Raw genomic sequence first — 17004 nt, forward strand, 5'->3', positions numbered from 1 at the left:
TAAGCGGCTGCGAAGGCGGGCTATGGCATCATACGAGGCCTACCGCCACTTCCAGCCCAGAGCCATGGTCCTGAATTCCGTCCTTTTGTCCGCTTCGGCGACCTGACTGCCCATGGCATCCACGATTCCGCGCGGGCCGCGGCAGGTATTTTCGGCGTTCCAGTGGTCCATGAAGGGCCTGAAAGCGTGCTACGAGCACGAGGCCTCGTTCCGGCTTGAGGTTTATCTTGCGGTGATCCTCGTGCCGCTCGGTCTCTGGCTGGGCAACGGCGGTATCGAAAAGATCCTCCTGATCACCTTCCCGATCCTCGTTCTTGCCGCCGAGTTGCTCAATTCGGCCGTCGAGGCGGTGGTCGATCTGGTCAGCCCCGAGTTCCACGAACTGGCCGGCCGTGCCAAGGACATGGGCTCCGCGGCGGTGTTTTTCCTGCTGCTGATGGTCGGCATCAGCTGGGCCCTGATCCTGGTCCCCCACTACACCCACTAAAGCCTGCTTCCTGTGGGAGCCGATTCATCGGCGATGCTCTTCCAGCAATTCCCTGCGAACCGACCGGGTTTGGGTTAACTTGTTCCCGCGCACCCCAAGGAATCGCCGCCATGAAGACACTCGTCCGTGCTTTTGCCCTCGTCCTGCTCGCCGGTTTTCTTTCCGGTTGTGGTTACAACGCCATCCAGCGCGAAGACGAGTCAGTCAAGGCCGCCTGGTCCGAAGTCCTGAACCAGTACCAGCGCCGTGCCGATCTGGTGCCCAATCTCGTCAACACCGTGAAGGGCTATGCCCAGCACGAAGAGCGCGTCCTCACCGAGGTGACCAACGCCCGCGCGAAGGTCGGCCAGACCCAGATCACGCCCGAGCTCGCCAACGATCCCGAAGCCCTGGCCAAGTTCCAGGCCGCCCAGGGCCAGTTGTCCGGCGCGCTCTCGCGCTTGATGGTGGTCAGCGAAAACTACCCCCAGCTCAAGGCCGACGGTTCCTTCCGTGATCTCCAGGCCCAGCTCGAAGGTACCGAGAACCGGATCACCGTTGCGCGCAATCGCTACGTGGCATCCATCCAGTCGTACAACACGCTGATCCGTTCCTTCCCCAACAACCTGACTGCCAAGGTCATGGGTTACAAGGTGAAGCCGAACTTCAGCGTCGAGAACGAGAAGGCGATCTCCACCGCGCCGACCGTCGACTTCGGTTCCACCCCGGCTCCGGCCCAGGCACCGGCTCCCGCGGCCAGCCGCTGATGTTCCGGGTCACGGCGCGGCTTCTGCTCGCCGTCGCCCTGCTGGCGTCGCCACTGGCGGTGCTGGCAGACGGCGATGCCGCCGTGCCGACGCTGCAGCGGCACGTCACCGACCTCACCGGCACCTTGAGCGCCGACCAGATCAGTCAGCTGGACACGAAGCTGGCCGATCTGGAAAAGCGCAAAGGTGCCCAGGTGGTCGTGCTGATGGTGCCCACCACCCAGCCGGACGCCCTCGAGGACTACTCGCTCAAGGTGGCCGAGGCCAACAAGGTCGGGCGCAAGGGCCCCGACGACGGCGTACTGCTGCTGGTAGCGAAGGACGATCGGCGGGTGCGCATCGAGACGGGCTACGGCCTTGAAGGCGCACTGCCTGACGCCATTGCCTCGCGGATCATCCGTGAGTACATGGCGCCCAAGCTGCGGACCAATGACTACTACGGCGGCATCAGCGACGCGCTCACGGCGATCACCCAGATCGTCGATGGCGAAGCCCTGCCGCCGCCGGTCAATCCTGACGAAAGCCACGAGCGACGCCGCGGTGGCGGTGGCAGCCTGTTACTGCCGCTGATCTTCGGCGTGCTGTTCCTGCGCGGCATTCTCGGGCGCGCACCACTGTGGGCGCGCATGCCCGTCGGCGGAGCGGTCACGGGTGGCCTTGGCTGGCTCTTCATGCACTCTGTCTTTGGCGGTGTCATCGGTCTCGTGGCCGGTGCCCTGTTCATGGCTATCCCGGGCGGCGCCGGTCGGTCCATCGGCGGTGGCGGCTGGGGTGGCTTCGGGGGCTGGGGCGGTGGCGGTGGCTTTGGCGGGGGTGGTTTCGGCGGCGGTGGTGGAGGGGGCGGCGGCTTCAGTGGCGGCGGCGGTAGCTTCGGTGGCGGCGGCGCGTCGGGGAGCTGGTGATGGACATGCAACGGATCACCACCAACCTGTTCGGCGCCTGGTTCCAGATCGGTCGCCAGTTCGGACCGGAGACGCTCGACGCCATCGCTGGCACGGTCTCGGCGGGAGAAGCGACGCACCGTGGCGAACTGCGCGTTGCCATCGAATCGCGACTGCCGCTGTCCGCCGTGACATCGGGCGTCACGGCCCGTGACCGCGCGGCCATGTTGTTTGCGCACCTGCGCGTCTGGGACACGGACGATAACTGCGGTGTGCTGCTGTATGTGCTGCTCGCAGAGCATCGCATCGAAATCATCGCCGACCGAGGTATTGCCAAGGCGGTCGGCCCCGCCGAGTGGGAGGCCATCGCTGCCCATATGCGGGACGCGTTTGCCGAGGGGCGCTTTCGTGAAGCCGTGCAGATCGGTGTGGCCGAAGCCGGTGCCTTGCTCGCACGGCACTTTCCGGCCGACGGACGCCCGCGCGAGAACCAGTTACCCGACCGGCCGCTGGTGCTGTAACCGATGCGTTACGCACCCGTGGCGGGGCAGGCATACGCCATTCGGGGAATGGCAGGGCCGCTCTCGCCGGAGCACGCTCGTCAGGTCATTTCCGTCCGGTGCGACGCATGAAGACTTTCCTGCTGCTCATTCTCTTGCTTGGTCCCTCACTGTCCCTGGCGCAGTCGGCGAACGACGAAGCGGCACTCACGGCGTTACCGCAGGCTTTCATCGATGCGTGGAATCGCCACGACGGCCACGGTCTCGCGGTACTCACCGAACGCGACGTGGATTTCGTCACGGTGGACGGCAAATGGATGCGCGGGCAAAAGGACTTCGAGACCTATCACACGCGCATCCTGGGCGATCGTTTCCGCCTCTCGGTGAATCGCGTCATGGGTACGAACGTGCGTTTTCTCGCGCAGGATCTCGCGTCCATTCATTACACGTGGCAGATCACGGGCGCCACCGATGCGGCCGGCAAACCCGTGCCGCCACGCTCGGGCATCATGGTTCTGCTGGCGCGCAAGGAACATGGACAGTGGCTGATCGCGGTGGGCCAGAACACCAATGGCGCCCCGCCGCGCGCCGAGGGCGCAGATATCGTTTCACCGCTGGCGCTGGTGCCCTGACGCCAGCAGGACGCTACACCGCGACAGGTGCCCTGATCGCCGGATACGGATCGTAATCCACGATGGCGACGTCTTCGAAACGGAAGTCGAAGATCGACTTCACTTCCGGATTAAGCGAGAGCTTCGGCAGCGCGCGTGGCTCGCGCAGCAGCTGTTTGTCCGCCTGCTCGATATGGTTCGAGTAAAGATGCGCGTCGCCCAGCGTATGCACGAAATCGCCCACTTCCAACCCGGTCACCTGGGCGATCATGTGGGTGAGCAAGGCATAGCTGGCGATGTTGAACGGGATGCCGAGGAAGATATCGCCCGAGCGCTGGTACAGCTGGCAGCTCAGTTTCCCGTTGGCCACGTAGAACTGGAACATCGTGTGGCAGGGCATCAGCGCCATTTTCGGCAACTCGCCGACATTCCACGCCGAGACGATCAGGCGGCGCGAATCCGGATTTCGCTTGATCTCGTCGACCACCCAGGCGATCTGATCGACCACCTTGCCGTCCGCGGTCGGCCACGCGCGCCACTGGCGCCCGTAGACGGGACCGAGGTCGCCGTTGGCGTCGGCCCATTCGTCCCAGATGCTGACACCGTTTTCCTTCAGGTAGGCGACATTCGTATCGCCCTGGAGGAACCAGATCAGTTCATGGACGATGGAGCGCAGATGCAGCTTTTTCGTCGTGACCAGGGGAAACCCCCTGGCCAGGTCGTAGCGCATCTGCCAGCCGAAGACACTGCGTGTGCCGGTGCCGGTGCGATCCGATTTCTCGGTGCCGTGGTCGCGCACGTGGCGCAGGAGTTCGAGATAGGGCTGCATGGCTCGGGACGATATCAGGTCGCGGTCGCGGGGGTGCCCGCGACAGGGGCGACGGGCGCGTAAGGCGCACGACGCGACATGACCAGCCACAGGATGCCGAGGGCGATCAGCGGCAACGAGAGGATCTGCCCCATCGTCACCCAGCCGAAGGCCAGATAGCCCAACTGGGCATCGGGGACGCGGACGAATTCGATGATGAAGCGGAAGCTGCCGTACATCAGCGCGAACAGCCCCGAGACCGCATAGCGACGTCGCGGCTTTAGCGAGAACAGCCACAGCACCGTGAACATCACCACGCCCTCGAGGGCGAACTCATAGAGCGGATTCGGGTGGCGGGGCAGGGCATCAGGCGCGTGCGGGAAGATCATGCCGATGGGCAGGTCCGTGGGCTTGCCCCACAGTTCGCCATTGATGAAATTGCCCAGGCGGCCGAGGCCAAGGCCCAGGGGGACCAGCGGCGCGACGAAGTCGATCGTGTCGAAGAACTTGACGTGGTTGCGTCGCGACCACCAGATGCCCGCGACGACGACGCCGAGCAGGCCGCCATGGAAGGACATACCGCCGTCCCAGATGCGGAAGATGGCGAGCGGGTCGGTCCAGATCCAGGAAATGGCCGTGTAGAACAGCATGTAGCCCACGCGGCCGCCCAGCACCACGCCCATCATGCAGTAGAACATGAGGTCGCCGAAGCGGTCGGCGCTGACAGGCAAACGGCCCTGGCGGCGGCGATACTCGCCCAGTGCCCAGCCGCCCAGAAAGCCGCCGAGGTACATCAGTCCGTACCAGTGGACCTGAAGAGGCCCGAGGGACAGCGCGACGGGATCGATATTGACGACGAACGGAGTTGCCATGGAAGGCCCAGGAAGAACGCAGGCGCCAAGTGTACCGCCCTCTCAGTGCCGCACATCGCCTTGTGGCCGGAGCCGGAATCGGCTATATCCCGGCGTGGGCGCTGTCCGGGGAGGACGGCGTGTAAAGGATGTACCCAACCGTGGGGAGTCGAACATGATGTACCGCCTCGCGCGGCCGTTGCTGGCAGCGCTGTGTCTCGCCGCGTGCGCCACGAGCGCCGCTGCCGCCGACCTGATCCCGACGGCTGATTTTGCCCGTCGGCTGCCGATGACCATGCCCCGCCTGTCGCCGGACGGCAAGCATTTCTCCGTGGTCTACCACGATGCCGACGGCAAGACGCACGCCATCGCCATCTATGCCATCGAAGACCCAACCAAGCCGGTGGGCCTGATCCGGATGCCTCCGTACGAGCTGCCGGCCAATATCGTCTGGGCCAGCTCCACGCGCCTTGTCGTAGCCCGTGGCAAACAGGACGGCTCGATCGGCAACACGTCGTACACCGGCGAAATCATGGCCATCGACATCAATGGCAAGAATCCCGATTACCTCTACGGCTACGAGGCCGTCGGCAAGCGCTCGGGCACGCGCCAGACCGACTCGGGCTGGGGGGAGATCGAGGGTGCGCCGGTGCAGAGCAACGGCCACTTCTACATGCGCGCCACATCGTGGTCCGACAAGGATCGCAGCACGCTGTTCGACGTCGACGCCACCACGAGCACCCGCAAGCAGATGGCCGACATCGGCATCGGCGACATGAGTTTCCTGATCTCTCCCGAAGGCGTCGCCAAGTTTTCCTACGGGACGGACTCCGACTTCAAGTACGTAGTTTTTCACCGCGAAGGCAGTGGCTGGGCCAAGGTGCCGGAGAACGGTGAACTGCAGCGCTTCGTGCCCATCGCCTCGGTAGCCGGCAGCAATCGCATCTACGCGCGCTACAGCCCCAACGGCATGGGCGGTGAGTTCGTCGAGCAGGACGAAGACGGCGGCAACCGCCGCGTCATCAGCAAGGATGATTTCAGCCTCGTCACCTCCAACGGACTGTGGACGCCCGTTCCGCTGCGTCCGTTCGGAACCTATGCCGAGAGCGGTATCCCCAAAGTGACTTACGTCGATCCGGAGGAGCCGATCTCGAAGCTGCATCGGGCGCTGTCGCTTAAATTCCCCGGCAACTTCGTCAACTTCATCGACTTCAGCGAGGACGGTAGCCAGCTCATGTTCGGCGTCTCGGGTGATCGCGACCCGGGCCGCTACATGCTGATCGACACCAAGACGTACAAAGTGCGCAACCTGTTCACGGTAGCGCCCTGGATCGATCCAGCGAAGATGGCAGAACGTCGCCCGGTGCGCTTCAAGGCCAGTGACGGCACCGAACTCGAAGCCATCCTAACGTTCCCCAAAGGCAAGTCCGAGGCCAGCCTTCCGATGGTTCTGCTACCGCACGGTGGGCCGATCGGCATCAAGGACGACTGGTTCTACGACGAGGACGCCCAGTTTCTGGCAAACCGTGGCTATCTCGTGTTGCAGGTGAATTATCGCGGCTCCGGAGGCCGCGGCAACGGCTTTGAGCAGTCCAGCTACCTGAAATGGGGCACGCGCGTCCAGCAGGACCTCACCGACGGCGTGAAATGGGCCATCGACCAGAACTACGCCGATCCCAGGCGCATCTGCGTCTACGGGGCCAGCTTCGGCGGCTACTCGGCCATGATGACCGCCATCCGGGAGCCGGGGATGTTCAAGTGCGCCGTGGGCTACGCCGGCATCTACGACCTCGACATGATGTTCAACAAGGGGGACATCAAGACGACCAAGTTGGGCCGCAGCTACCTGACCACCGTGATCGGCCGGGACGAGGCCGAGCTTGCAGCAAATTCGCCGGACCACCTTGCCGACAAGATCACCGTACCCGTGCTGCTGGTTCACGGCGAAGACGACGAGCGTGCGCCGTTCGCCCAGTTCAAGGCCATGCGCGCCGCCATGGACGCCGCACACAAGCCCTATGAGGTCCTGACCAAGTCCGGTGAAAAGCACGGTTTCGTCAAGCCGGAGAACGTCGAGGAGTTCTATAACAAGCTGCAGGCATTCCTCGACAAGAACATCGGTGGTGGCGAGAGCACCACCGCGTCGAACTAAGCGATGGGTTGGCCGGCGGGGGTCCCATGACTTCCGCCGGTTGCCCCCGTCACGCCCCCCGCGTTATCTTCGGCGGATCGTCGACCCCGGGTGGGGTATGGCGGGGCTTGGGAGGCTTCAGGGTATGCACGTCAGTTCCGGGCACAAGCGCCTCGTCGCAGGGCGACGCGTAGCGCTTGCCGTAGCGCTCGGAGCCTGCTTGCCCACGACCTGGGTGCATGCCCAGGAGGCCAGCTCATCGGCGGAAATGCTGGCGCCGGTAAATGTCAGCGTGACGGGTTCGCGCATCCGCGGTACCGACGTCGAAACCGCGCAGCCCGTTTTCACCATGGATCGCCAGGCGATCCGCGATACGGGGCTGACCAGCCTGGCCGATATCATCGGCCGCATCCCGTCCGCCGGGACGCCGGAAGTCACCCCGCAGGACACACTTTCCTCCAGCACCGATGCCGGCGGCCGCTACGCGAACCTCCGTAACCTCGGCGCGGTGCGTACGCTGGTGCTGGTCAACGGGCGCCGCTGGGTCACCACGCTCAACGGCCTGACCGATCTCTCGACCATTCCCGTGGCGATCGTCGAGCGCATCGAAGTGCTCAAGGATGGCGCCTCCTCGATCTACGGCTCCGACGCCATTGGCGGTGTGGTCAACATCGTGACGACCGAGCGCTTCGAGGGCGCATCCGCAGACGTGTTGTACGGCGTGAATGGCAAGGGCGACGGCAGCCAGAAGAACGGCACGTTCACCTGGGGAAAGAGTACGGAGCGATCCTCGATCATCCTCGGTGCCAGCTATGAGGACGCCGACGACATCGACGACAGCAAGCGCGCGCTCACGCGCACGGACGATGGCCCGCGGCATCCGGACGATGGTTTCGGCATGGGGCCGTATGGCGGCGTTGTCGATCCCAGGGCGCCCGGCAACCGCTACGTCATCAACCATCCCGGTGGCGTGGTCGGCAACACCGCCGATCTGGCCAACTATCACCTCTACGACGTCAACAGCAACGCGGATAAATATTCCACGGCGCAGGACATGACGTTCCGCGCAGGCAGCAAGCTACGCAACCTGTTTGCGACAGGGCGCTACAACATCACCGACGATATCGCCCTGCGCGGCATGGCGAGCTATGGCGTGCGCGATACGCGCAGCCAGGCCGCCGGGTATCCCTTGCAGAGTGGCGCGGCCCGGAACAGCGACCTCGTCATCGACGCCGACAACGCGTACAACCCGTTCCCCGGCTACGACACGGACTTCTTTCGCCGCACGACGGAAATGCCACGCATCAGCTGGGCGAAGAGCAAGACCTTCCACGTGGATGCCGGTGCCGAAGGCAGTTTCCTCTGGAACGATCGCACCTGGAACTGGGATGTGACCTACGGTTATTCCGAGGCGAGTGACAGCCGGACCGACAGCGGCAACATCAACCTGGTCAATGCGGCGAAGGCGCTCGGACCCACGGCGGTCGTTAATGGCAATGTCGTCTGCGCCAACGCAGCGGACCGCGCCGCGGGTTGCGTACCCTGGAATATTCTCGCCGGTCCGGGCGGCACGCCCGACGCTGTCTGGAACTACGTGCAGTCGACGACGACCGCCCACCAGGTGACGCGGACCAACGACATCGTCGCGAACCTTACCGGGGGTGTATTCGACTTGCCCGCGGGTACGGTGCGCGTGGCGGGTGGCCTTGAGCATCGCGATGAGAATGGGCGTTACGAGCCCGATCCCTCCGACTCCGCCGGCCTGACCACCCAGCTGGCAAGCAATCCCACCAACGGTGGCTATATCGTCAACGAGGCTTACCTCGAGCTCGACGTTCCCTTGCTGGCGGACCTGCCGCTGGCGCGCGAACTCGCGGTGAACGCTTCGTCGCGTTACTCGCACTACAGCGCGTTCGGCGGTCGTACCAACAACAAGTACAGCTTCCGCTGGAAGCCGTTCGATGACCTTCTGCTACGCGGCACCTACGCCGAGGGTTTTCGCGCTCCTACCGTCGCGGACCTCTACGCAGGCTCGGCCGAGAGTTTCGAAAGCTTCCTCGATCCGTGCGATAGCGCCTATGGTGCGGCGGCTTCCGACGCCGGCGTGCGCGGGCGCTGCGCTGCCGCTGGCGTGCCGGCGAATTACCGGCAGATCGACCAGTCGGGCGCGCAGGTCAATTCTTCCACTGGCGGCCAGAACCCGGTCGCGTTCCGCACGGGCGCCAATCCCGCGTTAAAGCCGGAGTCGTCAATCACGCGTACCGCCGGCCTCGTCTATAGCCCCAGCTATCTCGATGGCCTCGACGTCACGCTCGACTATTACAAGGTCGATATCCGCGATGTGATCACGCCGCTCCTTGCCGGTGACATCCTCAACTTCTGCTACGTGAGAAACGATCCGACTTACTGCGGACGTTTCACGCGCGCAGCGGATGGACACATCACGTCGCTGGACGAAAGCCTGGCCAACCTGGGCTCGCTGCGTACGGAGGGCTACGACCTGGGCGCGCACTATCGTTTTCCAGAGACACGCTACGGCGAGTTCACGCTGCTCTCCGATAGCACGTACCTGAAAGACTTCACCCAATCGAGCAGCCCCGGCAGCCCGCCGCGTCAGCTGGCCGGCTACATGAACGGTGTGCAGGGGCTGTACCGCGTGCGCTCCAACCTGTCGCTCGACTGGTCATGGCGGCGCTTCGGTGCGACGTGGACCGTGCGCTATTTCGACGGGCTGAAGGACTCGTGCTGGTCATCGACGGTCGAGTGCAATCGCCCCGACGAAATCAACGCGATCACCGGCGTCACCGGCGTGAGCCGCAAGGGTTCGGTCGCCTTCCACGATGCACAGCTGCGTTGGCAGGCGCCGTGGAACGGCAACTTCCGCCTGGGTATCAACAACGTGTTCGCTCGCAAGGGTCCGTTGTACTACAACGTGTCCAGCGCCGGCGGTGGCAGCCCGCCGTACAACCCGGGCTTCGACATCGACCGCTACTTCTACTTTGGGTACCAGCAGAAGTTCTGACGGGTGCTTACCTGTCTCAGCGTCCCGAAGAGGCAGGGGAAGCCTCAACGCGACGAAGCATTCTCAGCAGTTCGCCCCCTACGCCGCCTTCCGCCCCGAACATCGCAACCTGTACCCCGATGGCCAGCGGCATCGCCTGGCCAAGGGAGCGCAGGCCCAAGCGCGTCAGCGCGATGACCTTTGCGCGCACGTCGGTCTGGCTGCGCGTTCGCGAAATCATTCCTTTCTGCTCGAGAGCCTTGAGCATCAACGAGACCTGCATGGGATGCATTTCGGCCGCCGACGCGACCGCCGCCTGGGTCGTTGGCTCGCCTGACTGGCAGAGCCAGGCCGCCATGGCCAGGGTCGTGAACTGCAGATGGGTCAGGTCGACCGGTGCCAGCACCCGGTCGATCTCGCGTTGGTAGCGGTGCACGACCCGCCACAAGACGAATCCGACAGCGCTCTCCGGTGCGCCAAGCGACACGTTTGCGAAGAGCTTCTTGAGGGCAGCGGCGTCTGCATTCATGGACGGAATCGTAACACCGTCTTTATATAAATGTATTTACTATTAGCGCACCTTCCTTCCGACTCGCGAGGAACCAGCGCATGACCGCAACGAAGCTCGATATAGCCTTCTGGAACTACGACCGCACGCGTGCACTGGCCGATGGCACAGTGGCGATCGACGGCGCGGATGCCACCTTTCACAGTTCACGTATCGTCACCGATATTTTTGAAGGAATGATTCGAAAGCGCAGCTATGACGTGTCGGAGCTGGGCATGACGTATTTTCTGCGTACTTTCGACGCTCAGCACTCGCCATTCCTGGCGCTGCCTGTCTTTCTGGTCCGATCGTTTCGGCACGGCGCCATCTACATAAACAAAGCGAGCGGTATCAAGCGGCCTGAAGATCTCGCGGGCAAGCGCATTGGCGAACTGGCTCTTTACGGGCACGACGCTGGTGTGATGCCCAAGGGCATCCTCTCCGACGAATTCGGTGTGAAACCGGAACAGAGTCGCTGGCTTGTCGGCGGTATCGACTTCCCGATGGATCCGGTGGACTTTGTCGCTCGCCCGGTGCCGCCGGGCGTGGAGGTCGAGTATGCCGCGGCGGGCACTGATCTGGGCAAGATGCTGGAGGCGGGCGAGATCGATGCGCTCATCTCGGCGGATATTCCTAAATGCGTGCTCGATCATTCGCCTCGGGTCGGCCGTCTGTTCGAGAACTATGAGCACGTCGAACGGGATTATTTTCGTCGCACCGGCATTTTCCCGATCATGCACGCGGTGGTGGTGAAGCGGGAATTGGCCGAGGCCGAGCCTGACCTGGTCAAGTCCATCTACAAGGGGTTCTGTGACGCGAAGAATCACGCGATCGACGGGTATAGAAAGGGAATGACGTTCAACAACATGGACATGATGCACCCGTGGCTGACGGGGCTAATCGGCGAGAATCGCGAGTTGATGGGGAGCGATTGGTGGCCCTACGGGGTTGCGTCTAACCGTGCGGCGATCGATGCCGTGCTTCGTTACCATCATGAGCAGGGGCTCACGGAGCGCCGGTTCCGCGTTGAGGACATTATCGCCCCCGGGCTACTGGACACCTGATCCGGTCGCGCACCGAACGTTCACGGTGCGTGCGCTCCGGCTTGATGCGGTTCATTCCATGGTGCACGGATTCCAGGGAGACCGACCATGCCCGCGACTGCCACCCAATCCTTTAAGCGCACGGTGATGTCCGCCGTCAACGGCTTCAGTGACGATGAACTCATGACGCGTGCCGCGGCGCTAGCCTTCTTCGCCGCACTCTCGTTTGCACCGGTCCTGCTGTTGCTGGTCTGGATCATCTCGATGCTGCACGCCGGTTGGCAGGATCAGTTGTCGGATGCGCTCGCGAGCGTGGTCGGAAGCAAGGCCGCCGAGGCACTGGATGGCGTGATCAAGAGTGCGAAGGAACACCCGCGCCTGGGCGACATCGCGGGGATCATCGGGCTGGGGGTAACCATCTTCGGTGCGTCGGCGGTATTCGCCCAGTTGCAGGGCACCCTGGACCGCGTCTGGCGCGTGAAGCCTAAACCGGGCGCGGCGGTCACCGCGTGGTTGCGAGCGCGCGGACGTGCCTTCGCGCTGCTGGGTGGCCTCGCTTTCGTGCTCGTGGTGTCGTTCATCGTCAGCGCGGTGATCCAGACCTTGATCCGCGGCGATGGAACCACATGGAAAGTCATCGAGTACGCCGTCTCGGTTCTGGTCTTCGTTGGCGCGTTCGGCATCATGTACAAGGTGCTGCCGGACGCCGTGATCGACTGGAGCGATGCCGTCATCGGTGCCGTTTTGACGACTGTGTTGTTCCTTGGCGGAAAGTTCGTCATCGGTCTCTATATCGAGCACAGCAACGTGGGCGGCGCCTATGGTCCGGCCGGAGCTTTTGTCGTGCTTTTGACCTGGATGTATTACTCCTCGCTCATCGTGCTGATGGGCGCGGAACTGACACGTGGAGTAGCAGACGCGCGAGGCAAGCCGATCCGGCCGAGTGTGCATGCAGTGGAAATTGAAGCGGCTCCCGCAGAGGTGGGGAACGTTCAACGCCCCGCTGCCACCGCGGCGGCGCGTACCGGTCGCCGGGCAGTCTCCCGCACCGTCACGCCGGTAGGCGCGGCCGCTTGCCTGGTTGGCGCGGGAGCCCTGGCTGGTGCGATTGTCGCTGGCCGGCTGCGTCGCCGCTAGTCAGGAGACGGCCGGGCAGCGATCAAATCGTCCGCGTTGCCTCGACGGGTGGCACACGCGACGCACGCCGTGCTGGTGACAATACCGAGAGCTGGCCGAGTAGCAGAAGAATCAGCATGCCGCAGCCGACATAAAGCAGTGAGAGGCGCGAGGTCTCAAAGGCACGCATCATCCACGCATTCAGGACAAAGGCGAGCACGACGCCGGCAAGGGCGCCGGCCGCGCTGATAAGCCCGTTCTCGGTAAGGAAGTACACGAGGATGTCGCGCCGCGTCGCGCCCAGCGCACGACGGATGCCGATCTGCCTACGTCGCTGACCCACCCAGAAACTCGTAAGTCCGACGATGCCGGCGGCCGTCACGATAAGCAACGTAACGCAGATACCGGCGAGCATCCAGGCCAGGCCGCGATCGCTTCGGTAGGCGATCTCACGGACTTCGCTGAAAGGCATGACGCCGTGTGGCTGCGGGATCACGCGGCGGGTGCTGAGTGCCTTGAGTGCATCGGGCACGGTGTGCAGCAGTGGCTGAAGTCGGCCAGGCTGAGCCCGGATCACGAAGAATGCGCTGTTATCGGTGATCCGCAAGGGGACGAAGATGGCGTCCTGCCAGCGAATGTCCTCGGTGGCGTTGGTTTCCGGTGTTTGCACGTGCTCGACGATGCCGATGATCGTACTCGGCCGCGCGTCGCTTGCGCCGATGTAGATCGCTTTGCCCAGGGGCATGCCCGTCGGGAAACGCGCGCTGCGCGAGTGCCCGCGTCACGATGATCGTCGGGCTGTCCGCGCTGGAGCTGATGGCTAGCGCGCCGATTTCATCCGACCGGAAGTTGCGTCCTTCGGCAATCCGGACGCCCAGGGTGTTCAAGGCATGGTCGTCGACGAAATAGAGCGAAGCGCCGTCGCTGACGAAATGCTTGCTCGTCGGGTCCAGCCGGATGCCGCTCTGCCAGCTTGCACCGAGTAGCGGAAAGGCGTTCGTCGCATAGGCATCTGCCACGCCAGGCAGTGCGCGCAGCATCGCCACATCGGCCGCCTGGCGTGCGGGCACTTCCGCAGCCGGTGCGACCCATTTGTTGTTGACGACCATGAGCTCGCTTTCGGCGATGCCGGTGTCGCGCGAGAGGCGTTGCAGGCGCTGCTCGATGACGAAGAGCGCATTGCAGACCACGGCAAGGGTCAGGGCTATCTGCAGGGCGATGAGAATGGCACCGGCCTTGTGATAGCGCAGTGCGGCGAGGATCGGGCGGAAAGGTGGCATGAGGGGCTCCGGGTCAGCTGGCTTTGAGCTGCCATGCCGGCTGCACCCTAGAGGCGCGCCAGGTGGGATAGAACGCCGCGACCAGGGTGCTGGCCAGGGCGACGAGGACGGTGAGACCAAGCAAGGGCAGGCTCATGTGGACGAGGTCGGCAATGGCCGGGTCAAATACGACGCCGATGCATAAGGTGCCCAGGCCGGTGAGGATCACGCCGAGGACGCCACCGGCAAGGCCGACTGAGGCGGCCTCGAGCAGGAACTGCGTGTAAATGGCGCCGCGTGATGCACCGAGTGCGCGGCGGATGCCGATCTCCGGCGCACGGCGCATGAATTTCGCCAACAGGAGACCGATCACGTTGACCAGGCAGATGACGAGGAAGGCGGCGGAGACCAGCAGGCTCATGCGTGCCTCCGGCGGTACGACATGGCGGACGTCCAGCCATTCCATGACGTTACGCAGTCGTACGTTGGGTGGCCATGAGAATCGGCCGCTACGCGTTTGTTCGGCCGAGTAATCGTGCAGGAATTGCCGATACGCCGTAGCGCTCGCCGCATCGGGCAGCTCGGCCCAGAACGTCACGAAGATGCACTCGGAATGGTAGAAATTCTCCCAGCCGGGCTTGAACGGCGTGTTGCATATGTTGCCGCCCGCCGGCCGGAGGCCGTCGGCAATCGCACGTGCGAACGGCATGTAGATCTCACCGAGATCACCGAAGCCGCGCTTTGCGTCGAGGTCGAAGAAGCGTGGACGTGCGTCCCAATGGTCGGTGACGCCCACGATGCGGAATCGCTGGCCGTCGAGGTCGATGTCGCGCCCGACGCTGTTGGCACCGCCGAACACGCGATCGTTAAGGCTTTTGCCGATCACCACGACACGGGCGCTTCCGGCATCGTCGGCTGCGGACCAGGGGGCGCCGAAGAGGAAGGGCACGTCGAACATGGGAAACATGTCCGCCTGCACGGCATAGCCACGTGCAGGCGAGGCCATCGCGTTCGGATCGTCGGGAATGATCGAGACGCCGATCGGATAGAGCGCTGTCTGCCGCTTGGCTTTGTGCGCATCGACCAACGCCGTCGCGTCGCGCCAGGTGAGCCAGTTGAGTAGCTCGCCATCGCCAACTCCGGGGCCATAGTTGTCGATCTGCGCGATAAACAGTTGAGACGACTTCTCCGGAATGGGATCCCCCGACGTCGCGCGGAAGACGGCGTAACTGGTCATCGACGCCGCGACGCCCACCCCGATCACCAGCACCATCAACAGGGTGAGGACCGGATTGCGCCTTAGGCTGCGAAGCCCGAGTTGCACGTAATAACCGAACATTGTTGGCGATCCCTGTGGTGTCGTTCCCAGGGGAGGGTAGCAAGGTGCATGCCACTCACTTTGCGGGGCCGTACGGTCATCGGCGCCCCGGCGGCCCTGTCCGCGGACAAAAAGCCGGCGGACAGGCCGGACGTGGCGCCCGCTCGGGAGCGAATCAAACGGCCGTTAGTTTCTTCATCACACGCGGAGGACTACTATCCGGTCCGCAAGGGCCGCCGTGTGCGCCCGCTTTACCTCTCATCCGAAGGAAGCTACATGTCCGTTCACCTGGTTGCCGCGCTCGACGAAAACTTTGCCATCGGCAAGCAGGGAGGCCTGCCCTGGCACCTCCCCGAAGACCTGCGCCACTTCAAGCGCCTGACCACCGACAAGTCCGTGCTGATGGGCCGCAAGACCGCCGAATCGATCGGCAAGGCCCTTCCGGACCGGGTCAACTACGTGCTGTCGCGCAAGGGCGAGGCGCCGTTCCCGGGCCAGATCACCGTCCGCTCGGTCGCCGAAGCACAGGCCAGCTGCAACCACGCCGGCCTGATGGTCATCGGCGGCGGCGAAGTCTTCCGTGAGGCGCTGCCGTACGCGCGCACCCTTTACCTGACCTGGGTCTACGCTGCCGTCGACGGTGCCGACGTGTTCTTCCCGGGTATCGACTTCAAGGAATGGGCCGAAGTGTCGCGCGTGCACCACAAGGCCGACAAGGAACACGCCCACTCCTTCGACATGGTCGAATACGTCCGCAACGTATGATGCATGTGGTTGCCGGCGTCCTCGTCGACGGCGCCGGACGCATCCTCATCGCGCAGCGACCGCCGGGCAAGCACCTGGCGGGCATGTGGGAGTTTCCCGGCGGCAAGCTGGAGCCGGGAGAAACGCCGCTCATGGCGCTGGAGCGTGAACTCGACGAGGAACTCGGCATTGCCGTGGATCCGCTGTCGTTCGAGGCGCTGATTCGTATTCCCTGGAACTACGGCGAGCGCGGGATGCTGCTGGAGGCGATCCTCGTGCGCGCCTGGACGGGTGAGCCGAAGGCGCTGGATGCGGCGGAGATTCGCTGGCTGGATCCCCGGGACATCGATCCTGCCTTGCTTGCCCCGGCCGACCGGCCGATTCTGGCCGCGACGCGACTGCCATCGCACTATCCGATCACGCCGCCCGAGGTGTCGGCCGATGAGGCCTTGGGCCTGCTGACGAGCGCGTTGGCTCGGGGCGAGCGGTTGCTTCAGCTGCGTGTGCCTGGATTACCCGTGCATGTGGCGCGCGCGGTGGCTGCCGGGGTGCTGCCGGCGGTGAGGGCCCACGGCGCGACCTTACTGCTCAATCGGGATATCGAAGGGGCCCTCGAACTTGGCGAAGGCGCAGGCGTCCATCTGACGGCATCGCAACTTCACGGGCTTGAGGCCAGGCCCTTGCCGCTGTCACAAATCGTCGCGGCGTCCTGCCATGACGCAGCGGAGCTTGCGCGCGCCTCCGCGCTGGGTTGCGACTTCGCCACGCTATCGCCGGTGAATCACACGGCGAGTCATCCCGATGCCGAACCGCTCGGATGGCCGCGCTTCGCGCAGCTGGCGGAAGCGGCCTCGTTGCCGGTGTATGCGCTGGGTGGGCTGGGGCCGGAAGACGGGATGGATGCGCAGCTGCATGCGGCGCAGGGGGTTGCGGGGATTAGTGGGTTTTTGTGAGGCGATAG

Annotated in this window: 17 protein-coding genes; 11 read left to right on the top strand and 6 right to left on the bottom strand. The window is 64.1% G+C overall.

The genetic code is table 11. From position 1 onward, the window contains the following. Positions 1 to 112: 112 nt before the first annotated feature. The 5 genes from ACVWWJ_RS06300 (at position 113) to ACVWWJ_RS06320 (ending at position 3246) form a co-directional block, all read left to right on the top strand. Positions 113 to 487, top strand: coding sequence for a diacylglycerol kinase (locus ACVWWJ_RS06300; RefSeq protein WP_159890941.1), 375 nt, complete (start codon positions 113 to 115; stop codon positions 485 to 487). A gap of 110 nt (positions 488 to 597) precedes the next feature. Continuing rightward, positions 598 to 1233, top strand: coding sequence for a LemA family protein (locus ACVWWJ_RS06305; RefSeq protein WP_159890943.1), 636 nt, complete (start codon positions 598 to 600; stop codon positions 1231 to 1233). Next, the gene (locus ACVWWJ_RS06310) at positions 1233 to 2135 is read left to right on the top strand and encodes a TPM domain-containing protein (protein ID WP_456967119.1); all 903 of its coding nucleotides are present in this window, start codon (positions 1233 to 1235) and stop codon (positions 2133 to 2135) included. The genes ACVWWJ_RS06305 and ACVWWJ_RS06310 overlap by 1 nt, the downstream gene beginning before the upstream one ends. A 5-nt stretch (positions 2136 to 2140) precedes the next feature. Beyond that, positions 2141 to 2635: a TPM domain-containing protein gene (locus ACVWWJ_RS06315; protein WP_456967120.1), complete on the top strand. Its 495-nt coding sequence runs from the start codon at positions 2141 to 2143 to the stop codon at positions 2633 to 2635. A gap of 107 nt (positions 2636 to 2742) precedes the next feature. Continuing rightward, on the top strand, positions 2743 to 3246 hold the full coding sequence (locus tag ACVWWJ_RS06320; RefSeq protein ID WP_456967121.1) for an SgcJ/EcaC family oxidoreductase: 504 nt from the start codon (positions 2743 to 2745) through the stop codon (positions 3244 to 3246). 13 nt (positions 3247 to 3259) lie between these two features. On the opposite strand, the gene ACVWWJ_RS06325 is transcribed toward ACVWWJ_RS06320, so the two are convergent. Next, positions 3260 to 4054 (bottom strand): thymidylate synthase, encoded by a 795-nt coding sequence (locus tag ACVWWJ_RS06325; protein WP_456967122.1) that lies wholly within the window; start codon positions 4052 to 4054, stop codon positions 3260 to 3262. 14 nt (positions 4055 to 4068) lie between these two features. Beyond that, a complete protein-coding gene (gene lgt / locus ACVWWJ_RS06330) occupies positions 4069 to 4905 on the bottom strand; it encodes a prolipoprotein diacylglyceryl transferase (RefSeq protein WP_159892283.1) in 837 nt (278 codons plus the stop codon). Positions 4906 to 5059: 154 nt separating this feature from the next. On the opposite strand from lgt, the gene ACVWWJ_RS06335 reads away from it, so the two are divergent. Then, on the top strand, positions 5060 to 7036 hold the full coding sequence (locus ACVWWJ_RS06335) for an alpha/beta hydrolase family protein (RefSeq protein WP_456967123.1): 1977 nt from the start codon (positions 5060 to 5062) through the stop codon (positions 7034 to 7036). Between the two features lie 199 nt (positions 7037 to 7235). Then, complete coding sequence (locus ACVWWJ_RS06340) at positions 7236 to 10037, top strand: TonB-dependent receptor domain-containing protein (protein ID WP_456967124.1); 2802 nt, start codon at positions 7236 to 7238, stop codon at positions 10035 to 10037. A 16-nt stretch (positions 10038 to 10053) separates the two neighbouring features. On the opposite strand, the gene ACVWWJ_RS06345 is transcribed toward ACVWWJ_RS06340, so the two are convergent. Further along, positions 10054 to 10545, bottom strand: a complete 492-nt coding sequence (locus ACVWWJ_RS06345; protein ID WP_456967125.1) for a MarR family winged helix-turn-helix transcriptional regulator — start codon at positions 10543 to 10545, stop codon at positions 10054 to 10056. 80 nt (positions 10546 to 10625) lie between these two features. On the opposite strand from ACVWWJ_RS06345, the gene ACVWWJ_RS06350 reads away from it, so the two are divergent. Both ACVWWJ_RS06350 and ACVWWJ_RS06355 read left to right on the top strand, forming a co-directional pair. Continuing rightward, positions 10626 to 11627, top strand: coding sequence for a hypothetical protein (locus ACVWWJ_RS06350; protein WP_456967126.1), 1002 nt, complete (start codon positions 10626 to 10628; stop codon positions 11625 to 11627). Positions 11628 to 11714: 87 nt separating this feature from the next. Further along, positions 11715 to 12743, top strand: coding sequence for a YihY/virulence factor BrkB family protein (locus tag ACVWWJ_RS06355; protein ID WP_456967127.1), 1029 nt, complete (start codon positions 11715 to 11717; stop codon positions 12741 to 12743). Positions 12744 to 12765: 22 nt separating this feature from the next. On the opposite strand, the gene ACVWWJ_RS06360 is transcribed toward ACVWWJ_RS06355, so the two are convergent. Genes ACVWWJ_RS06360 through ACVWWJ_RS06370 form a run of 3 tightly spaced genes read right to left on the bottom strand, consistent with a single transcriptional unit; the run spans position 12766 to position 15320 of the window. Then, positions 12766 to 13392, bottom strand: coding sequence for an ABC transporter permease (locus ACVWWJ_RS06360; RefSeq protein ID WP_456967129.1), 627 nt, complete (start codon positions 13390 to 13392; stop codon positions 12766 to 12768). Beyond that, positions 13313 to 14002, bottom strand: a complete 690-nt coding sequence (locus tag ACVWWJ_RS06365; RefSeq protein WP_456967130.1) for an ABC transporter permease — start codon at positions 14000 to 14002, stop codon at positions 13313 to 13315. Before ACVWWJ_RS06365 ends, ACVWWJ_RS06360 begins: the two co-directional genes overlap by 80 nt. Before the next feature lie 13 nt (positions 14003 to 14015). Next, the gene (locus ACVWWJ_RS06370; protein WP_456967131.1) at positions 14016 to 15320 is read right to left on the bottom strand and encodes an ABC transporter permease; all 1305 of its coding nucleotides are present in this window, start codon (positions 15318 to 15320) and stop codon (positions 14016 to 14018) included. Positions 15321 to 15575: 255 nt separating this feature from the next. Here ACVWWJ_RS06370 and ACVWWJ_RS06375 point away from each other — a divergent pair, with 255 nt between their 5' ends. Next, positions 15576 to 16064, top strand: coding sequence for a dihydrofolate reductase (locus ACVWWJ_RS06375; protein ID WP_159892270.1), 489 nt, complete (start codon positions 15576 to 15578; stop codon positions 16062 to 16064). Continuing rightward, a complete protein-coding gene (locus ACVWWJ_RS06380; protein WP_456969670.1) occupies positions 16064 to 16996 on the top strand; it encodes a Nudix family hydrolase in 933 nt (310 codons plus the stop codon). Before ACVWWJ_RS06375 ends, ACVWWJ_RS06380 begins: the two co-directional genes overlap by 1 nt. Positions 16997 to 17004: the final 8 nt, after the last annotated feature.

The organism is Luteibacter sp. HA06 (assembly GCF_054061215.1).